The sequence below is a fragment of the Pseudobutyrivibrio sp. ACV-2 genome, assembly GCF_900107545.1.
In the GTDB taxonomy this organism is placed as follows: Bacteria; Bacillota; Clostridia; order Lachnospirales; family Lachnospiraceae; genus Pseudobutyrivibrio.
Genome location: NZ_FNQZ01000005.1, coordinates 1 through 17,519 on the forward strand (window position 1 = coordinate 1; position 17,519 = coordinate 17,519).

General features: G+C 39.6%; 15 protein-coding genes. 5 read left to right on the forward strand and 10 right to left on the reverse strand.

The features are described from left to right. Positions 1 to 345: 345 nt before the first annotated feature. The 7 genes from BLV53_RS06730 to BLV53_RS06760 form a co-directional block, all read right to left on the reverse strand. A complete protein-coding gene (locus BLV53_RS06730; RefSeq protein WP_090297761.1) occupies positions 346 to 1,842 on the reverse strand; it encodes an ISLre2 family transposase in 1,497 nt (498 codons plus the stop codon). A 175-nt stretch (positions 1,843 to 2,017) separates the two neighbouring features. Beyond that, positions 2,018 to 2,977, reverse strand: coding sequence for a methyl-accepting chemotaxis protein (locus BLV53_RS06735; protein ID WP_090298956.1), 960 nt, complete (start codon positions 2,975 to 2,977; stop codon positions 2,018 to 2,020). Between the two features lie 51 nt (positions 2,978 to 3,028). Then, on the reverse strand, positions 3,029 to 4,123 hold the full coding sequence (locus BLV53_RS06740; protein ID WP_090298958.1) for an FIST N-terminal domain-containing protein: 1,095 nt from the start codon (positions 4,121 to 4,123) through the stop codon (positions 3,029 to 3,031). A gap of 227 nt (positions 4,124 to 4,350) precedes the next feature. Beyond that, positions 4,351 to 5,652 (reverse strand): ABC transporter permease, encoded by a 1,302-nt coding sequence (locus BLV53_RS06745; RefSeq protein ID WP_090298961.1) that lies wholly within the window; start codon positions 5,650 to 5,652, stop codon positions 4,351 to 4,353. Further along, positions 5,653 to 6,381 carry an ABC transporter ATP-binding protein gene (locus BLV53_RS06750; RefSeq protein WP_090298964.1) on the reverse strand — a complete coding sequence of 243 codons (729 nt, stop codon included), beginning with the start codon at positions 6,379 to 6,381 and terminating at the stop codon, positions 5,653 to 5,655. 9 nt (positions 6,382 to 6,390) lie between these two features. Next, positions 6,391 to 7,827 carry an efflux RND transporter periplasmic adaptor subunit gene (locus BLV53_RS06755; protein ID WP_090298968.1) on the reverse strand — a complete coding sequence of 479 codons (1,437 nt, stop codon included), beginning with the start codon at positions 7,825 to 7,827 and terminating at the stop codon, positions 6,391 to 6,393. A 247-nt stretch (positions 7,828 to 8,074) separates the two neighbouring features. Then, positions 8,075 to 8,950, reverse strand: a complete 876-nt coding sequence (locus tag BLV53_RS06760; RefSeq protein WP_090298970.1) for an AraC family transcriptional regulator — start codon at positions 8,948 to 8,950, stop codon at positions 8,075 to 8,077. A gap of 407 nt (positions 8,951 to 9,357) precedes the next feature. On the opposite strand from BLV53_RS06760, the gene BLV53_RS06765 reads away from it, so the two are divergent. The 5 genes from BLV53_RS06765 to BLV53_RS06785 all read left to right on the forward strand — a co-directional run bounded on the left by BLV53_RS06765 (position 9,358) and on the right by BLV53_RS06785 (position 15,339). Next, positions 9,358 to 10,656, forward strand: a complete 1,299-nt coding sequence (locus BLV53_RS06765; protein WP_090298973.1) for an ABC transporter substrate-binding protein — start codon at positions 9,358 to 9,360, stop codon at positions 10,654 to 10,656. A gap of 94 nt (positions 10,657 to 10,750) precedes the next feature. Further along, complete coding sequence (locus BLV53_RS06770) at positions 10,751 to 11,635, forward strand: carbohydrate ABC transporter permease (RefSeq protein ID WP_090298976.1); 885 nt, start codon at positions 10,751 to 10,753, stop codon at positions 11,633 to 11,635. An 11-nt stretch (positions 11,636 to 11,646) separates the two neighbouring features. After that, positions 11,647 to 12,474 carry a carbohydrate ABC transporter permease gene (locus BLV53_RS06775; RefSeq protein ID WP_090298979.1) on the forward strand — a complete coding sequence of 276 codons (828 nt, stop codon included), beginning with the start codon at positions 11,647 to 11,649 and terminating at the stop codon, positions 12,472 to 12,474. Between the two features lie 81 nt (positions 12,475 to 12,555). Next, positions 12,556 to 13,530, forward strand: coding sequence for a glycoside hydrolase family 43 protein (locus BLV53_RS06780; protein ID WP_090298981.1), 975 nt, complete (start codon positions 12,556 to 12,558; stop codon positions 13,528 to 13,530). 138 nt (positions 13,531 to 13,668) lie between these two features. Then, a complete protein-coding gene (locus tag BLV53_RS06785) occupies positions 13,669 to 15,339 on the forward strand; it encodes a GGDEF domain-containing protein (RefSeq protein ID WP_090298984.1) in 1,671 nt (556 codons plus the stop codon). Between the two features lie 35 nt (positions 15,340 to 15,374). On the opposite strand, the gene BLV53_RS06790 is transcribed toward BLV53_RS06785, so the two are convergent. From BLV53_RS06790 to dhaM, 3 genes are all read right to left on the reverse strand, one after another. Next, positions 15,375 to 15,875 carry a DUF2798 domain-containing protein gene (locus tag BLV53_RS06790; RefSeq protein ID WP_090298987.1) on the reverse strand — a complete coding sequence of 167 codons (501 nt, stop codon included), beginning with the start codon at positions 15,873 to 15,875 and terminating at the stop codon, positions 15,375 to 15,377. A gap of 205 nt (positions 15,876 to 16,080) precedes the next feature. After that, entirely contained in the window at positions 16,081 to 17,076 is a 996-nt protein-coding gene (gene dhaK, locus BLV53_RS06795; RefSeq protein WP_090298990.1) for a dihydroxyacetone kinase subunit DhaK, read from the reverse strand. Between the two features lie 45 nt (positions 17,077 to 17,121). Beyond that, a complete protein-coding gene (gene dhaM / locus BLV53_RS06800; RefSeq protein ID WP_090298992.1) occupies positions 17,122 to 17,514 on the reverse strand; it encodes a dihydroxyacetone kinase phosphoryl donor subunit DhaM in 393 nt (130 codons plus the stop codon). Between the last annotated feature and the right edge of the window lie 5 nt (positions 17,515 to 17,519).

Genomic DNA, 17,519 nt, shown 5'->3' on the forward strand with positions numbered 1-17,519 from the left:
GGCAGCGTAAATTTGTACTCGGAAAACACAGAAAAGACTATCCCTGTGCATTTGTGATAAGAATTAGATTTGAGATTATCTTACTCTTTTTCTCTTTTAAAAGGAAGCCCTGCTCCGCAGGCCGCTGATTAATGCTCAATGCCTAACTTTCTTGTACAACAAATAATCCTTCGGTTGCTTGTTGATATTTTATCTGCCTTGAAATGCGTGTCAAGGACTATGCCTTCGGTGCAAAGCATCCTTGACACCCATTTCTTGGCAGATACACTGTAATCAAGCAAATGAAAGATTAGGTCCGTGCGTAGCACTTTATTCAAGGCAACACCGTAAGGTGTTGTTTCCTTTTTACAGTTTTCCATGTAGATAAAATGTTAATCGTTTTGAACTTTGTATGGATAAACTTGAACTCATAGTCTGTGCATATTTTCCATACTCTTTTTGAAGTTTAGTTCTATTTGTTCTCTCTGATGCTAAAATAGCAGTCGCACTTAGAACAACTTCTTCAGCTCCTGCAGCTAAAGGAACATCTTCCTTTTGATATTTCGCAAGCTCAAGCATATCTCCGCCATTCAATTTATATTCTCTGAGCCTTGCCATCTGGTTTGCACCAACTGTGCTCCACCCAAGAGCTTGTGTGCTCATCCTTCTGGATAACGCATGATAAACATGGCCTTCAGTTGAACTTCCTACAACTCCTTCTTTTTTCTTTAATCTAAGTTTTGCTGCTGTCCAGTTGGAAGTCATGTACTTGGCTGCATCATCAATCTTTTTATGAGTCTTTTCTGATGTTGTGCATCCTTTTAGCTTTTCAACGACTTTGAAAAAATCTTCCTTTGTTTGATTTCTAATGCATGAATAAATCTCATTTCTTGCATCATCTTGAGTGTCCTTAGTGTGAGCTATCATTTTGAACACATACTTAGATAAGTGAAATTCATCTAAAACAAATGTGGTATCAGCTAACCCTCTATATCCTGTCTTTATCCATTGGCCACCATCTGAATTAATATAAATCTTCTTTATCTTATCGACATCATATGTTACATCTATATATTCAAAAACCTCTTTCCACATATCTTTACTAGACTGGTCATAGCCCCTCAAGAAGTAGTGTGTATTTATAAGTTTATTGCGGTCACTCTTTGGTGCTTCTGGCTCTATACCTTCATACACGTAAATCATTTTTGTCATAGCACCATTATTCTTTCTGCCATTCTCATTTACTTCTATGTCACCTCGAGCCTCATGAAACTGCAAATGATAATGATCTTCGTCAGCATCAATGTAAAGATAATCGACTGTCTTTTTCGTTTCTGGAATCTGAAAGCTTCTTGGAAACTGTGTCTTATGAAGAAGATTCTTTACCGTCTGCTTCGTAATCCCTTCAGGTGCACATTCAACACCTGCTTTTTGATATGATGTATCAACCGCCTCTTCGTAGATTTTTGACACTACATCCTCAGTCATTGATTGATTTTCCTCTAACTTTAGGAATTTATCTAACAAGTAACATTGGAGTTCTTTTCCATCGTCAGTCAATTCTGTTTTTGATGTATACAAAGTCTTTGTAAAAACAATTTCGCCTAATGTTGTAGTTAAACTTTTCTTATCTGCAGAACGCTCAACATACCACTGTCGCTTCCTCTCAGGAAGTTCCTTTATTAGCAAATCCATCTCTGAAATAAAGCATTCAAGGACCTTCCTTCCTAGTTTATCAGTCTCATTTTTCGTAGCTAAAGCAAGGTCTCCAACACAATGATGCTCATCTTTATAAAAATTTATCCTAACATCAATGATTTTAGGGATGAAAACCTCGTAAAAATAGCTTATAATTTCTTCCATAAAAGAACATCCTCCCTTGTTTTGTTTTTTCGCAAAAATAACTTTATCACAAAGAAGGATGTTCTTTTTTATTTATTCAATTTTCCGAGTGAAATTTTACTCTAGCCTCTTATTTATTATTTTGACTCAAAAAAGACAGCCCATTTTTATCGGGCTGCCTCAAAATCATATATTTTTACAAATCTGTCAATGCGCCAATCTGTTCCAGTACATTGTTCATATCCTCAAACATAAAGCCCTTCTGGGTAATCTTAACCTTGATATCTTCAATGTCATTTGAAACGGTGTCGAAATAGCTGCGGGAATCCTCGATATTGTTTGAAATATCATTGATAGATGCCTCACAGTTTTCAAATACGCCTGCCATCTGTTCGCTTTGATTTGTTACTTCATCGGCAACTGTTCTAATCTGGCCTACAACCTCCTGTGTTTCAACAACACGCTCATGAGAGGTCTCGATGGCTTCTTTTGTATGGCCTACAGACTCAACCAGACGATTGTTGTTTTCATCCAGCTCCTTCATACTGTCGTAAATAGAAGCTACCACGCTTTGAATTTCGGTAGAAAGATTTGTTACCTCATCAGCAACAACGGCAAAGCCTCTTCCTGCCTCACCTGCGCGGGCTGCCTCAATAGAAGCATTTAAAGCCAGCAGATTTGTCTGTTTTGCAAACCCACCAATCTGTTCAACCTTTTCTCTGATATCATCAAAGCTCTTCTGAAAGGCTGCAAAAACCTCCTCAACCTCTGCGATTGTATCAGCTACCGCTCCAGAGCTGGAGTCGACCTTTTCCATTCCGTCATGAGAATCATCAGCTGTTATAACAAGCTTTTTTACAATATCATCAAAGGCCTTTGTGATTTCCTCGATTGTTCTGAACTGCTCCTTGAAGTCGGTTACAGAATCAGAAATATTGCCATACTTGTCTTCAACTACGGAAAATGAATCTCTGATAGTTTCAATACCACGGATAGTATTTGCTTCCTCCTGTTCAAGCTTTTCCTTCTGAAGTACAGAGAAACGGCCAACTTCCTTAATAGCCTTCATTCTGGATTTTAAATCAATCTTCTTTTCCTGTTCAGCAGCTGCAGCCTTTGGCTCTTCTACAGCTTTTTTTCTTCCAAAAAGTCCCATATAATATCTCCTCCAAGAACCCTCATCAACTGAAAACCATAATCTGGATGATTATTCAAATACTGCACAAACCATGGTCTGATTTACGTGCTGTCTTTTGTACTGCTCGCCACCACCTACTATTCCAATATGAGGGCCAAGTGATGACATATTGCTTATGAACTCTTTTAGATATCCTTTATTGTCGAATAGTAAATGTCTGTATATACAGTTAACAGAAAAGACTAATGAAATCTTTCCACTTCCGCTCTTGATACTCTGTCTTGTATCATACTGGATTGAATCGTAATCCTTGAGCTCAAGTACCTGAATGGAATCATTTTCGTTAACTCTCTTGTAATTGATAAGGGAACCGTTATTTCCGATAGCATACGGACTACATACAAATATCTGATCTCCGATTACACGTCCTAATGGATTTGTAAGTACATTATCAGCAATCTGATTTCGACTTACATCAGTATCCTGGCAATACACATCTGCTGCAGGTCTGCCATCAAGAGAAATAAGCTCCTTGTTTGACAGATTAACCTTTGTAGCAATATGTGTTTTTGCACCTGGCATCGGGCCATAAATATTCTCAGAATATGTTCTAATTTTTCCTGATTTACTCTTGATAAGAGCATAGCAGCATGCGTCAGGATATAGCTGTCCATTCATCAATACCTTTGGCGTGTATCCCTGTGGATAGCCAAAGATTGTTCCACCAACGATTGGAATACGAGCTCTCTCAAGAGCCACATTTAAAGTGGTTACAAGTCTCTCCTCGTCGTTGGTGCAGAATTCCAGACATACTGTGTTACTGTCGCCTGCTGAAATTTTTGAGACCTTTTCCTCCATTGCAGGAATGTCAAACATTGGTGCAGTAGATAACTTGCGAATAACGCCTACTTCAACATCTATATCATTGCCAAAGGCAATTAAAATTGTTCTTTTGTCTGAGGAATCTTTATCCCAATAAGAAATTGTTCCTGTTCCAATGATTGGTGTGTCAGGGTATTTTTCCGATATGACTGTTGAAATCTTCTCAAACAAATCAAAGGATGTGAGTAGAATTAGAAGTTTTGGGCTACCTACCTTTGCAGTTACCTCAGCTGCTGCAGCTGTGGCATCAGTTTTAAAAGATGTACCGATACTAATTTGCATAAAAACCCCTTTCTGTGTATTATCCCACTATTTGGATTCTAGCACAGAAAGGGGTCTATATATATTTTTTCACATTTAATTCATTGAATGTTTAAAAAAGGGGCAAAATGCTCCTTTAGTCTGTAAGCGGGAAAACCCAGCCATTAGGATTGCCTCCGGCAATGGGGCTGGGTTGTGGCAGACAGGCAACTCCCTAAAGGGACCCTCCTGTCTGCTTTTCCTGTCTGCTATTCATATCTTAAAGCGTCGATAGGATTTAGCTTAGCAGCCTTATTGGCTGGGTAATATCCAAAGAAGATACCGATAGCCATTGAGAAGCCAACTGCTATAAAGATACTTGAAACTGAAACAGCAGCCTCGTATCCCATTAATTTAACAGCGAATGTTCCAAGGATAACTCCAAGGATGATTCCGATAATACCACCGATTACACAGATAACCACAGACTCTGTAATGAACTGAAGTCTGATGGAACCATTTGTGGCACCAAGTGCTTTTCTAGTTCCGATTTCCTTGGTTCGTTCGGTGATGGAAACAAGCATGATGTTCATAACACCGATACCACCAACCACCAGTGAAATACCTGCGATTACAGATAGTGCAAGCTCAATCATATTCATCATGGAATTCATTCTATCCATCATGGATGTCATGCTGATAGCTGCCACCTCGTAGGAATCATTTCTAGAGTAGAAACGTGTATTGAAATAATCTCTGGCAACTGTAACAAACTGATTGTTATCTGTGTTTACAGATGTAACAAGCATGAAATATTCATAGCCCTTATTCTGAGTATGATTTTCCCTTCTGGCAGTGACATATGGAATCATAACCTCTGTGGTTGGATTGTCTGAAACACCAAATGAGAACTGATCGTTCACATATTTATAAACACCCACTACATAGTAAGTATAGTAAGTATCGCCACGTACAATCTCTATTTCCTTGCCTAGCACCTTGCTGGCATCACCCTTGTACAATCTCTCAACCATCTTGTCGGAAACCATACAAACCTTGTTGGCATTTTTGTAATCCTGATCAAGGAAATTACGACCTGCCACCACTTCCTTATCGTTGAAAAGCATGTAGTCTTTGTTGTAGCCTACAATTTTAACATTGGCACTCTTAGTACCTTCGGTAACCTTTGCAGCACTGCTGTAATAATCACCTATATTTTCCTGTAAAAGGATATATTTAATATCATCTTTGTACTCATTTGCGAAAGCGGCAATCATATCATTTGTGATAAGATCTTCATCAGTCATTTCACGGGTATATCCACTACCGTAGTTCATTCCTGAATCTGTAGTTTCAGTATCCTGTGACTTTGCCATAACACCTACCTGAAGGTTGTTGGCACCCAGCTCCTGCATGGTACTGTTTACAATCAAAGTGATGGAATTACCAACTGTCATTATGGCGATAACCGATGCTATACCGATTATTATTCCAAGCATTGTAAGCAGGGAACGCATGATGTTTGCTTTAAGTCCCGCAAGTGCAACGAGGATATTTTCTGTAAATAACATTTACGCACCCTCCTTTGCATTTAATCCGCTCCAGGTTCCCTTTGACTCGCCGATGATGCTTCCATCCTTTAGAGTGATAATCCTCTCTGTCTCCATTGAAAGTTCTGGAGAATGGGTGATTAGAATGATTGTCTTTCCCTGCTCCTCATGAAGACGATGGAAAATATCCATGATAAGTCGTCCAGTAGCCGAATCAAGAGCACCTGTAGGCTCATCAGCAAGTATAATTGCAGGGTCGTTTGCCATGGCTCTCGCGATGGCAACACGCTGTTTTTGTCCACCGGAAAGCTCATCTGGCTTGTGCATCATTCTGTCCGTCATTTCAACCTGCTCTAAGAGCATTTTTGCACGCTCAGTACGTTCTGCTCTTCCCATGCCTGCGTACATCATAGGAAGCTCTACATTTTTAAGAGCACTGGTTCTGGCAATAAGGTTGTAGGTCTGAAAAACAAATCCTATCTTTTTATTTCTAAGAACCGATAGCTCATGGTCTTTTGCCTTCTCAATATCAACTCCATCCAAGGTATATTCGCCCTCAGTAGGTCTGTCCAAAGCGCCGATGATGTTCATCAGTGTGGACTTACCTGAACCTGACTGACCCACGATGGAAACAAACTCACCTTCATTAACGCTGAAGTTGAGTCCGTGAAGAACCTCAAATTCATTAGGTGTACCAATGAAAAAGCTTTTATGTATATTGCGAAGGTCAAGCATTTTATTGTCTGCCATATAAACCTCCTACTCCATATATACATAATCCATAAGGTCTGTACTTGGAGCATCCTCAACGATAGCTTCCACTGTCATACCCTTTTTAAGATTTTTTCCTTTAATCTCAACTAAATAGTCACTCTCAAGTCCCGTGGTAACACTAATATCTTTTTTGTTGCCATCTTTGTCTATAGTTGTAACAAAGTTTTTACCGTCATCATCTGTCTGAACACAGTCGTACGGAACACATAAAACATCTTTAACTGAGTCAAGAATTACGCTGGCCTTCGCTGTCATGCCCACGCGCATTCTCTTGTCCACTTCATTAAGCTTAATCTTTACATTGTATGTAGCTACTGATGAACCGCCCTGTCCCTGCTGACCTGCATTATTTGCAATTGCTGCAGTAGATGCCAAAGAAACAAATGTAACATCGCCATCAAAAGTCTCATCTCCAGTTGCCTCAAATTTAACCTTTGCTGGAAGTCCTTCCTCAATATTTGCGATATCATATTCGTTGACTGTAGCTTCAACAACAAATCCGCTTGTATCTGCTATCGTAAATACGGTATTACCCTGAGCATAGTTGTTGCCCTCTGTTACATTCATTGTGATGATGTAGCCTGAAATTGGTGCTGATACGTGGGTAGCGTCCTTGCTTTCGTAAACCTTATCTTTTTCGTCTACCTGAGTGTAGCTTTTTGCATAGTTCTGATTCATTTCTGCAAGCTGAATTTTGTTCTGCAAAGAAAGAATTGTATTTTGATAAGTAGCTATCTGATTCTGCTGAGCCTTGATTCCATCACGTCTTGTTTCATAGCCTGTAATTGTCACTGGGTCTGAAAGTGCTGCAGCTGCTGCAGATTCACTCATCCAACGACTAACGACGCTGCTATCTGAATCCTTGTATTTTTCATACTGGTCAAAGGCATCCTTTAAATTGTTGTAAATAGTCAGATTCTCATCAAGCCATTTCTGGTCTTTTTCGATTTTGTCCTGGATGTCCTGAATATTTCTCTGAGTCTCTTCTATCTGTCTTTGAGCTTCCTCCATGCTCTGGGTGCTCTGTAACTCATCAATGCTATATTTTGCATTTAATTCAGTGATCTTTCTGTCATAGTCATCACCATCAAATTCAACTACAACGTCGCCTGCCTCTACATAATCACCTTCCTTGAAGTTGATTTTTTTAACTTTAATACCTGTCATGGTACCACCGATTGTAGATGTAACCTTTGCTGAATCAACAGCATTCAGCGTTCCTGTAACAGAAACAGATTTCTGCAAATCCATCTGATCTATGGTAGCTGTAACTGGCTGATTTGCCTGTTCCTCCAAAACTTCCTTAGCCTTTTGCATACTGTAGCGCACGTAAATGGCTATGGCCACAACAATCACAAGCACGATAATCAGCTTGATATGCTTCTTTAAAAAGCGGCCAATTTTCTTAAAAAACTCCTTCATCTAAAAATCCTCCATTTTAATAATGTCCCTTTTAATCATTCATATTTATACCCAATTGAAGGAGTCAAAATACAATTGTGTTTTAACTCCATACTTAGCTAGTTTATGAATAATTCACATTTCTGTAAATAAGTATCCTTTATATTTTATAAAATTTTAATCTTTTTAAATACAGTAATTATAATATACAAAAAAAACAGACTAAACATCACACTGATATTAGTCTGTTTTACACTAAATTAGTGCCCTAGGCTTTTTTCGCATCATTTATCCAATACATGCTTTTGAATTCAGTAGGTGTACAGCCCTTTTGAAGCTTGAACATCCTTATAAATGAGGATATGGATGTGAACCCGCAATTTAAAGCAACCTCTGTGACGGATACACCCGGCGCCACCAGTAAATCCTGAGCTTTGGCGATGCGCTTTTGATTTACATATTTATAAAAGCTGGTACCTGTGAACTGCTTGAATAATCTTTCAAAATAGAATTTGCTGAAGCCGCTCATATCTGCTATATCATCCAGCTTTAGATCCTCGGCGCAGTGGGCATTGATGTAATCACATATCTCCATAAATTTAGGAGCATACTCTTCTTTAATGATAGGATTGTAATTCGTATTTACGTTACTAACAGAATAGTGTGTGCCAATCAACACAAGCATATCAAGAAGCTTGCTATAAATGCTCACCTCTGAAAATGGTAATCCCCCCATGTATTCCTCACGGATATCAACAAGCATTTTCCTGAGTGTTCCGTGGATATCCGGATAATCCCTTTTTGTGATAACACAATATGGAGACATAATGGAAAACAGCACCTCCACCTCACGCAGGAAACGAAGCGTATTTGGGTTAGGCTGGAAAATAATACGTCTTCCCGTAGGTGGTGCGATAATAGAATGAACGCAGCCTGGACAAATGATACAAATATCATTTTCCTTAAGAATTACCTCCCCATTTGAAAACACCAGCTTGTAGGAATTTTCCACTGGCATGACAATCTCGATGGCAGGATGCCAATGCATGGGATAATCCTCATACTGCACATTATCATACAGCTTCAGGCTGGTACTTTGCTTGTAATTTACGGTCTCATAAATACCGTCAAGTGTTTCAATCATAACGACCTTCTCCTTAATATCTATAAAATAATTCCCCAATTATTTGTCTTTATTTTTGAATCATTTATTAAAGCAATAATTAATATTAACTCCTCAAACTAATTGTTGCTCTTATTGTATATAAAAAACACAGGTATTTGCCATAATTTTCTCATCTAAATATGACAATTTGTGTATTTTGCACCATTTTTCCATCACGTTTTAGGATTATTTATACAATAGTACCTTTGTTCGATTTCGCAGTATAGCAATTTTTGATAATCAAGAAACAACAATTTAAAAGAATGTGAATAAATTGTGTGCTACATTGAAATTAACAAAAAGCTAGCCGGTAAATGAGTCATTTGTACGACAAAACTAAATATGGAGGGAGGCTCATTTGCCCTAGTAATTAAGGAGGAGAAATAATGAAAAAGAAAATTCTCGCGACCTTAATGGCCGCAATGATGGTTGCAACTGTATTTACAGGCTGTGGTTCATCATCAAGCTCATCTGATTCAGCTTCGGGGGATGCTGCATCAGCAGACGGTGTACAGGAAATCACATGGATGTTCTGGGATGACCTTGATGCCACACAGGATCTTATCTCTCTTGGTTACAAGGAAAATGTTGAAAGATTCAACAAAGACTACGAAGGTAAGTATCACGTAAATGTAGTTACTACAAACCTTGAAGAATACTATGACAAGCTAAATGCGCTGGTAGCTGCTGGGGAAACACCAGATGTATTTATTGTCAGCCCAGGTCCACAGCTTACAGATTATGTAGCACCTGGCATCGCTGCTCCACTTGATGATTATCTTGCACAGGATGGCTGGAAGGATACATTCACAAGCGATGCAGTATTTACACAGCAGACATACGACGGAAAGATTTACGCCGTTCCTCTTAATACAGCTGCAGCTTGCTGCTTCTACAACACAGAGATGTTTGAAGACGCAGGCGTTGAAGTTCCTACAAATTGGGATGAAATGCTCACAGCTTGTGACAAGCTTCAGAAAGCAGGTTACACACCAATCACTATTTCAGCTGGTACAGCATGGTGCCTCTCAATGGTTGCTGGTTACCTTTGCGAAGCTGAAGGCGTTGACCTTGCAAAGCTTGCAGATGGTTCTGCTTCTTGGGAGGATGGAAAGCTTGAGTCAGCAGCTAATAAGCTTTTAGAGCTTTCTAAGTACTTCCAGAAGACAGCAGCTGGTGATACAAACGATGTTGCTACAGCAAACTTCTACAATGAAGAAGCTGCTATCCTAATCCAGGGTTCATGGGCAATCGGACAGATCAACGGTGAAAACCCAGAGTTCGAGTCTAAGTGTGGTGTATTCCAGTTCCCAGGTGTTCAGAGACTTATCGCAAAATCTGATTCACTTTGCATGAGCTCATCAACAAAGAATCCTGAAGCTTGTGCAGCATTCATGAAGTACTTCACAGATGACACAGCTCAGAAGTACACAGCTGAGGTTGGTGGAAAGATTCCTGTAACAAAGGTTGAATACGATGCATCTGCAGCACCTGCACAGCTTGCATACGTTATGGACATATTTGAAAACGCAAAGGGTACATTTGGTTTCTACAACGAATCAATGCCAACAACAGAGACAGGTTCTCACTTCGATGACACAATGGTTTCAGTATTCCTTGGTGATATGACACCAGCAGAAGCTGCTACCGACATGGAAGAGTTCTATGAGGCTAATTGCCGTTAACATTCTTTTTCTTCAATACCTTTTATTATATGGGGCGCAACTTCCCTGCGCCCCACTTCTTTTACCAAAAATCAGCATTTAAGGAAGATTAGTTATGGATAAATTATTAAGAAATAAAAAAGCCATTATTATTTTTATGGCACCAGCGTTGATTCTGTTTACATTTATTCTATTTATTCCAATTTGCCAGTCCGTATATTACTCATTCTGTGATTACAACGCACTGACACCACCAAAATTTGTTGGATTAAAAAATTATCAGGCATTAATCGGGGACAAAACTTTAAAAATAGCACTGAAAAATTCGGTATTCTTTCTTATATATTCCTGTGTAACTCAGCTTATTATGGGTCTGTTTTTAGCAGCCCTTCTTACAAACATAGATAAGGGAAGAAACCTTTTCAAAAATATCATATATCTGCCATGTGTACTTTCATCTGCAGCTCTTGGTCTATTGTGGATGTTCATCTTCAGTCCAAAACTTGGTATCAATCAGCTCCTTGAGAAAGTTGGCATCGAAGGCCCACTGTGGCTTATGGATACAAAGGGATTTATCATTCTTCCAATGTGGGTAATCGCATTTGTAGCTTTATGGCAATACGTCGGTCAATCAATGATGCTTTACATGGCTCAGATTTCCGGCATTAGCAAATCCTTATATGAGGCAAGTTACATTGATGGTTGCAGCAAGGTGAAGAGCTTTAGATACATCACTCTCCCACTCATTCGCCCAATGGTTGCAACCGCAATGTCACTTAATGCAATTGGCTCTCTTAAATTCTTCGACATGATTTTCAACATGACAGAAGGTGGCCCAAACCACAAGACAGAGGTACTTGCTACTCACCTGTATCAGCAGGGTTTTAAATATTTCAAATACGGCTACGCCAGCGCGATTGGCGTGCTGCTTTTAGTGCTTTGTCTGGCCGTTACGCTGTTTATAAATAAGGTGGTAAAAACTGAGCAGTACGAGATGTAGGAGTATATACTATGAAAAAATTATCAATATCCAAAATCATTATTTATATTTTTCTGGTGCTCATGGCTATACTGTACCTGGCACCACTACTTTGGACATTTAATGTGGCATTCAAGACAAATAAAGAGATTTTTACTGCTCCATTTGCTCTGCCACAAAATCCAACCTTTGAAAATTTCACATTTGCATGGACTGCCGGAAAGCTGGGCATCGCAACACTTAACTCATTTATCGTATGTGTAGTTACTCTTTTGCTCAGCATGGTTATCGGCTCAATGGCAGCCTTTGGAATCGCTCGTATGCGCTGGAAGGGCGCACATCTTGCTTTGGTATATTTCCTTACAGGCATGATGATTCCTGTGCACTGCGTATTGATTCCTTTATTTACACGTTTTGCCAAGGTTGGCCTTTCAAACAGCCTTACTGGTCTGATTCTTCCATATCTGACCTTTGCTCTTCCAATCACCATATTTATCATGGTTGGATTCTTCGAAGGCATGCCAAACGAACTGATTGAAAGTGCCTGCATCGACGGTGCAACAATCTATCAGATTTTCTTTAAGGTTTGTCTTCCACTTGGTAAAACCGGACTTTTCGTTACAGGACTTATGACCTTCGTAGGCAACTGGAACGAGCTTTTACTTGCAATGGTATTTATATCTGACGATTTAAAGAAAACACTTCCTGTTTCTCTTTCAAAATTCGTTGGACCTTACAATACAAATTACTCACAGATGTTTGCAGCTATTATCATCGCAATCGTACCAACAATCATTGTATATTGTGCTTTCTCTAACCAGATTGTAGATGGATTAACAGCTGGAGCTGTTAAGGGATAAGGAGACAAGCATTAATGGCTGCGCTTTCCCGCTAGCCTTATAGTGAGTAAATTACTATTATTAACAGGAGATTTTAAAAACATGAAACCACAAAACAAACCCCTAATCACTGAACTTTTCACTGCAGATCCTTCTGCACATGTCTACGAGGACAAGATTTACATCTATCCTTCACATGACATCCCTCACAATGGTGAAGACAACGACAATGGTGATGAATACCAAATGGAAGACTACCATGTATTTTCAATGGAGGAAGGCTCAGATGAAGTAACAGACTACGGCATGGTACTTCATCAGACGCAAGTCCCTTGGGTAAGCAATCAGATGTGGGCACCTGATTGTGTATTTAAAAATGGAATCTACCACCTGGTATTCCCAGCTAGAGACAAGGATGGAATATTTAGAATAGGCATTGCAGAAGGCAAAAACCCTGCAGGACCATTTACACCAAGACCTGATTATATTCCAGGAAGCTTTAGCATCGACCCTTGCTCTTTCATCGACGATGATGAAAAAGTATATATCTACTTCGGCGGTCTCTGGGGCGGTCAGCTTGAAAAATACCGCACTGGTACATTTGATCCAAACGGTGCAGAGCCAGAAAAGAATGAGCATGCTGTATGGCCAAAGGTTGGTCTTATGAAGGATGACATGAGTGGATTTGAGAAAGAGCCTGTAGATGTGGTTATTCTAGATGAGAATGGCAATGAGCTTTTAGCTGGTGATGAGGATCGCAGATATTTCGAAGATCCATGGATGCATAAGCACAATGGCAAGTATTACTTCTCTTATTCTACTGGCACCACACACTATATCGTATATGCGGTAGCTGATAATCCATATGGCCCATTCACCTATCAGGGACGAATCCTTGAACCAGTACTTGGCTGGACCACACACCACTCTATCGTAGAGTATCACGGTAAAACATATCTGTTCTACCACGATTGTGAAATATCTCAAGGTATCAACCACAGACGAAATGTTAAGTACTGTGAGCTTGAATACAATGAAGATGGCACCTTTAAAACCATTACACCTGAATATAACTAATTCCGTAAAGTCCTTTGATTTACTCAAGGGACTTTTTTTCATAATTTTTTATACACAATTGTATGTTATCATCGTGACACGGGTTGGAATGTAGACGTATCTGTATCCATTGTATGAGTGTTAGGAGTGAAAGCAGTTATGAAGATTAGACGCTTTCGAAGAGCAGCAGCTTTAATATATTCATTTATCGTTATCATAAGTATATGTGTTGGTTTTCAATATTCCAATGATTCTGATAGTGAATACCGTGAGGATTTCCGATATTTGAATGAAAACTGGTCTGTAGATGGACAGCCCATTGAGTTTCCTTACGGTGAAAGTGAGCAGGCTTTTACTATTAAAAATACTTTGCCTGAAGTAAGGAACAACGAGTTTCTTATTATCAGGGCCTACTATGATACATTTTCAGCCCATATTGACGGTGAAGAAGTGGGGCATTCCGTTGAAAATGTATTTTTAGGCCGTTCTACTGTAGCTGGGAAAAAAGAGTTTTGGATTCCTTTATACGAAAAATATTCAGGTAAGGACATTTCTATTGATATGAAGATGCGCAAGGAGCTCTACGGTGCATCTATATCAGAGGCATTTATAACAAGCCGCGCCCTTTACGGCACCAGAGTAGCAAAAGAAAACATCATTCTTATACTATTTTTTGCAGCTTTTACTGTCACAGGTATCATTGAAATTATAATCGCCTGCACCTTTGCCATCACAACTGCAGGGAAAAATCGTAGAAGGATTTTCGGAGCTTTACTCTATGCCGGTATATTTTCAATTGGTTCCGCCCAATGGATGTTGAATGACTGCAGGCTTCCTTTTATACTGTTTGGACACATAGTAGGTTATTCTATCCTCACCATTCTCTCTTACCACATTATGCCTCTATTATTTTTCCGAATGCAGCGCTATGTGTATGAAAGAGATACCTTGGTAGACTATGTGGTAGGTGATACTATCTCTGGGATCTCATGCATTGCAGTTTGTCTGGCTTTATTCGGTGTCACAGAATGGGGCACTTTGATTTATTTAGGCCAAATCTACATAGTAGTAGTATTTTTAGCAACAGGCTACTACTCAATTGTTGATGTAATAAACAGAAAGAACTCCGGAAAAAATCTGATAGTCTCATATGTGAATCTGGCATTTATTGTTTTAGCTTTGATTTCACTTGTACTCTATATTAACAATGTGCTTTTCAGATATGTAGACATCCTTGTTTTTGATATATATCTTTATGTTCTGGCTCAGGTACTTTTGATTTATAAAAGAATTAGCATGTCCATCAAAGAACAACAGGAGTACGATATCACAAAATTTTATGCCTTCAATGATGAACTTACGAAGCTTGGTAACAGGAGAAAATTTTACCTGACCATAGACGAACTCAAAAAGAATGGATTGCCAAAGGATTTCACAATCATAATGGTGGATTCCAACAGACTGAAATACTACAACGATAACTTTGGTCACGAGGCTGGGGATGAGCTGATAGCCACCACTGCAAAAATACTTCAGTCCACATTTGAAGGCTTTGAGAAAGCAAATATTTGTCGAATAGGTGGAGATGAATTTGCAATTTCTCTTCTAGCCCAAAAGTCAGAGGTGGAAAAGGCCATCCTCCTGTTTAAAACCAGGCTGTCAGAATACAAAGGACAATATATAAATAGTATGTCCGCAAGCGTGGGCTACGCCCAATATAGTGACTACCCTGGTTCAACTGTGGATGAACTTCAGACAAAAGCTGACGAGGCTATGTATAAAGACAAAAGTACTTTCTATCAGGCCAGTGGTTTTGATAGACGAAAATAACAAGAGCCCTACCATTTTTGGTAGAGCCCTTGTAATTAGCAAGCTTCTGCTTTATTTGTTTGTGGATTTTTTGAAATAGCTCTCATAATAAGACCAAATACATTTCTAACAAATGGGCCAGCAAAAAATATCTGCCAGCAAAGAGCCATTGGGAAATTCATGGCTGTAGTCTGAAGCCATACTGCTATGATTTCACTTCCTGCATCCTTAAAAAGAATTGTAGCTGCAAGACTCATAAGTGGACACATAAGGCATACAGACATAGCTGATATACCAAGAATCATCATAATCATAGGATCCTTGCCTGGTGTAACAAATCTAAATGCAAGCTTTTGTGCAAGCTTTCCTACAAATAAAAGCTCAAGCACGACTGCGATAGGCCACATAATGATAATCTCATGGAAGGCTGCAAGGAAAACATAATTGTGCATTCCTCCAACGTTAAGTGAAATGTTATAGCAAATCATTGCATAAACCATCACAAATGCCATAAAGGCAGTAAAAAATACATCCTGTAGTTTGCTCTGTGGTAACATAAATATTTCCTCTCTTTCTTAATAAAATGGAGAAGATATCTGTGTTGTTCGTTAGCATCCTACAGGATGTGCGTTTCCAATATAATACCCTGAAATCTTCTATATGTTTTTCCCGATAGTCAAGGATTATAGCAGATTATTTTGGTATGTGTAAGTGTTTTTTTATTTTTTATAGAATAGCAAATTTCATCAGAAATTAGCCATCTTAAACCTGCACAAATGCAGGTGTGTCAGCTGGAGCCTCAAGAAGCTTCTTTAGTTCATCATCTACCTTTAACAATGTGATTGAGAAGCCTTCCATATCCAGGGATGTCATATAGTTGCCTACAAGAGTTTTTGCTATCTTGATGCCCTTGCTATCAAGAACCTCCTTTACATGCTTATTAGCAATAAAAAGTTCCATAAGAGGTGTGCCTCCCATGCCATTTACCATGACTGCTACCTCATCGCCTGAGTTGTAGATACCTTCTGCAAAAATCTTGTCTAAAAGTTTATCTGCTATCTCATTTACAGTACCTATCTTTTCACGGTTTACTCCAGGCTCACCATGGATTCCAATACCAATTTCGATTTCATCTTCTGCTAAATCAAAGCTTGGCTTTCCTGCAGCCGGAACTGTGCAGGCATCCACTGCCATACCCATTGAACGGACATTTTCGATAACCTTTTCAGCCACACGCTTAACATCAGCTAGACTGCCACCTGCTTCTGCACAGGCACCTGCAATCTTGTGTACAAAAATAGTACCAGCTATTCCACGACGGCCTGTGGTCCAGGTGCTGTTTTCCACAGCCACATCATCAGCTGTGATAACCTGCTCTACCTCGATGCCTTCATCACGAGCCATATCTGCTGCCATTTCAAAATTCATTACATCACCAGTGTAGTTTTTGATTACAAGCAAAACGCCCTTGCCGCCATCTGCAGCTTTGATTGCCTCATAAACCTGATCAGGTGTTGGAGATGTAAATACTGCACCGGCAACTGCTCCATCCAACATGCCCTTGCCTACATATCCACCATGGGCAGGCTCATGACCACTACCACCGCCTGATACCAGGGCAACCTTGCCTTTAGAGCCACCTGCTCTAACTACAACATCAAGCCCATCCAAACGACGGATGTACTGTGGATATGCGGCTACCATACCCTCTAGCATTTCATCTACCACGTTGTCCACTTCATTAATCAGTTTTTTCATACATTTACCTCCTCCTTAGGTATTCTCTCGCCTGTTACGCTAACGTTATAAGATCTTCTTCTGTCCACGACAGTCTTCTGCGGATTTTAGGACTGCTTCCAGGCTATTTCCAACCATTGCACTCACTGCGGCGGCTATGGTGCCTTCTACTAACGGTGCATCCGCTAAGACTACCTTTATATCTTCATCTTCAAGAAGCTCTATTGCTGTCTCGGAGCTCATTACCCCACTTCCAAGATCAGCTAATACTACCACCCCATCTCCGTCATTTGCCTGACGGATTGCTTCGGAAATACGAATTGCATCTGTGCCAATGGAACCGTCCTCCATTCCCCCGGCTGCTACAATCCCTTTATGCTTTGAAGCTATCTCTGCAGTTAAATCTTTTAGGCCCTCAGCTATTTTTCCACTATGGGATACCAAAACAAGTCCAACCATACACA

What these genes read in the sequence shown, in the direction of transcription:
- BLV53_RS06760 (WP_090298970.1), bottom strand. Translation starts at nt 8,950, where the DNA reads ATGATTGAAACACTTGACGGTATTTATGAGACCGTAAATTACAAGCAA.
- BLV53_RS06765 (WP_090298973.1), top strand. Translation starts at nt 9,358, where the DNA reads ATGAAAAAGAAAATTCTCGCGACCTTAATGGCCGCAATGATGGTTGCA.
- BLV53_RS06785 (WP_090298984.1), top strand. Translation starts at nt 13,669, where the DNA reads ATGAAGATTAGACGCTTTCGAAGAGCAGCAGCTTTAATATATTCATTT.
- BLV53_RS06780 (WP_090298981.1), top strand. Translation starts at nt 12,556, where the DNA reads ATGAAACCACAAAACAAACCCCTAATCACTGAACTTTTCACTGCAGAT.
- BLV53_RS06790 (WP_090298987.1), bottom strand. Translation starts at nt 15,875, where the DNA reads ATGTTACCACAGAGCAAACTACAGGATGTATTTTTTACTGCCTTTATG.
- BLV53_RS06735 (WP_090298956.1), bottom strand. Translation starts at nt 2,977, where the DNA reads ATGGGACTTTTTGGAAGAAAAAAAGCTGTAGAAGAGCCAAAGGCTGCA.
- BLV53_RS06750 (WP_090298964.1), bottom strand. Translation starts at nt 6,381, where the DNA reads ATGGCAGACAATAAAATGCTTGACCTTCGCAATATACATAAAAGCTTT.
- BLV53_RS06770 (WP_090298976.1), top strand. Translation starts at nt 10,751, where the DNA reads ATGGATAAATTATTAAGAAATAAAAAAGCCATTATTATTTTTATGGCA.
- BLV53_RS06740 (WP_090298958.1), bottom strand. Translation starts at nt 4,123, where the DNA reads ATGCAAATTAGTATCGGTACATCTTTTAAAACTGATGCCACAGCTGCA.
- dhaM (WP_090298992.1), bottom strand. Translation starts at nt 17,514, where the DNA reads ATGGTTGGACTTGTTTTGGTATCCCATAGTGGAAAAATAGCTGAGGGC.
- BLV53_RS06775 (WP_090298979.1), top strand. Translation starts at nt 11,647, where the DNA reads ATGAAAAAATTATCAATATCCAAAATCATTATTTATATTTTTCTGGTG.
- BLV53_RS06745 (WP_090298961.1), bottom strand. Translation starts at nt 5,652, where the DNA reads ATGTTATTTACAGAAAATATCCTCGTTGCACTTGCGGGACTTAAAGCA.
- BLV53_RS06730 (WP_090297761.1), bottom strand. Translation starts at nt 1,842, where the DNA reads ATGGAAGAAATTATAAGCTATTTTTACGAGGTTTTCATCCCTAAAATC.
- dhaK (WP_090298990.1), bottom strand. Translation starts at nt 17,076, where the DNA reads ATGAAAAAACTGATTAATGAAGTGGACAACGTGGTAGATGAAATGCTA.
- BLV53_RS06755 (WP_090298968.1), bottom strand. Translation starts at nt 7,827, where the DNA reads ATGAAGGAGTTTTTTAAGAAAATTGGCCGCTTTTTAAAGAAGCATATC.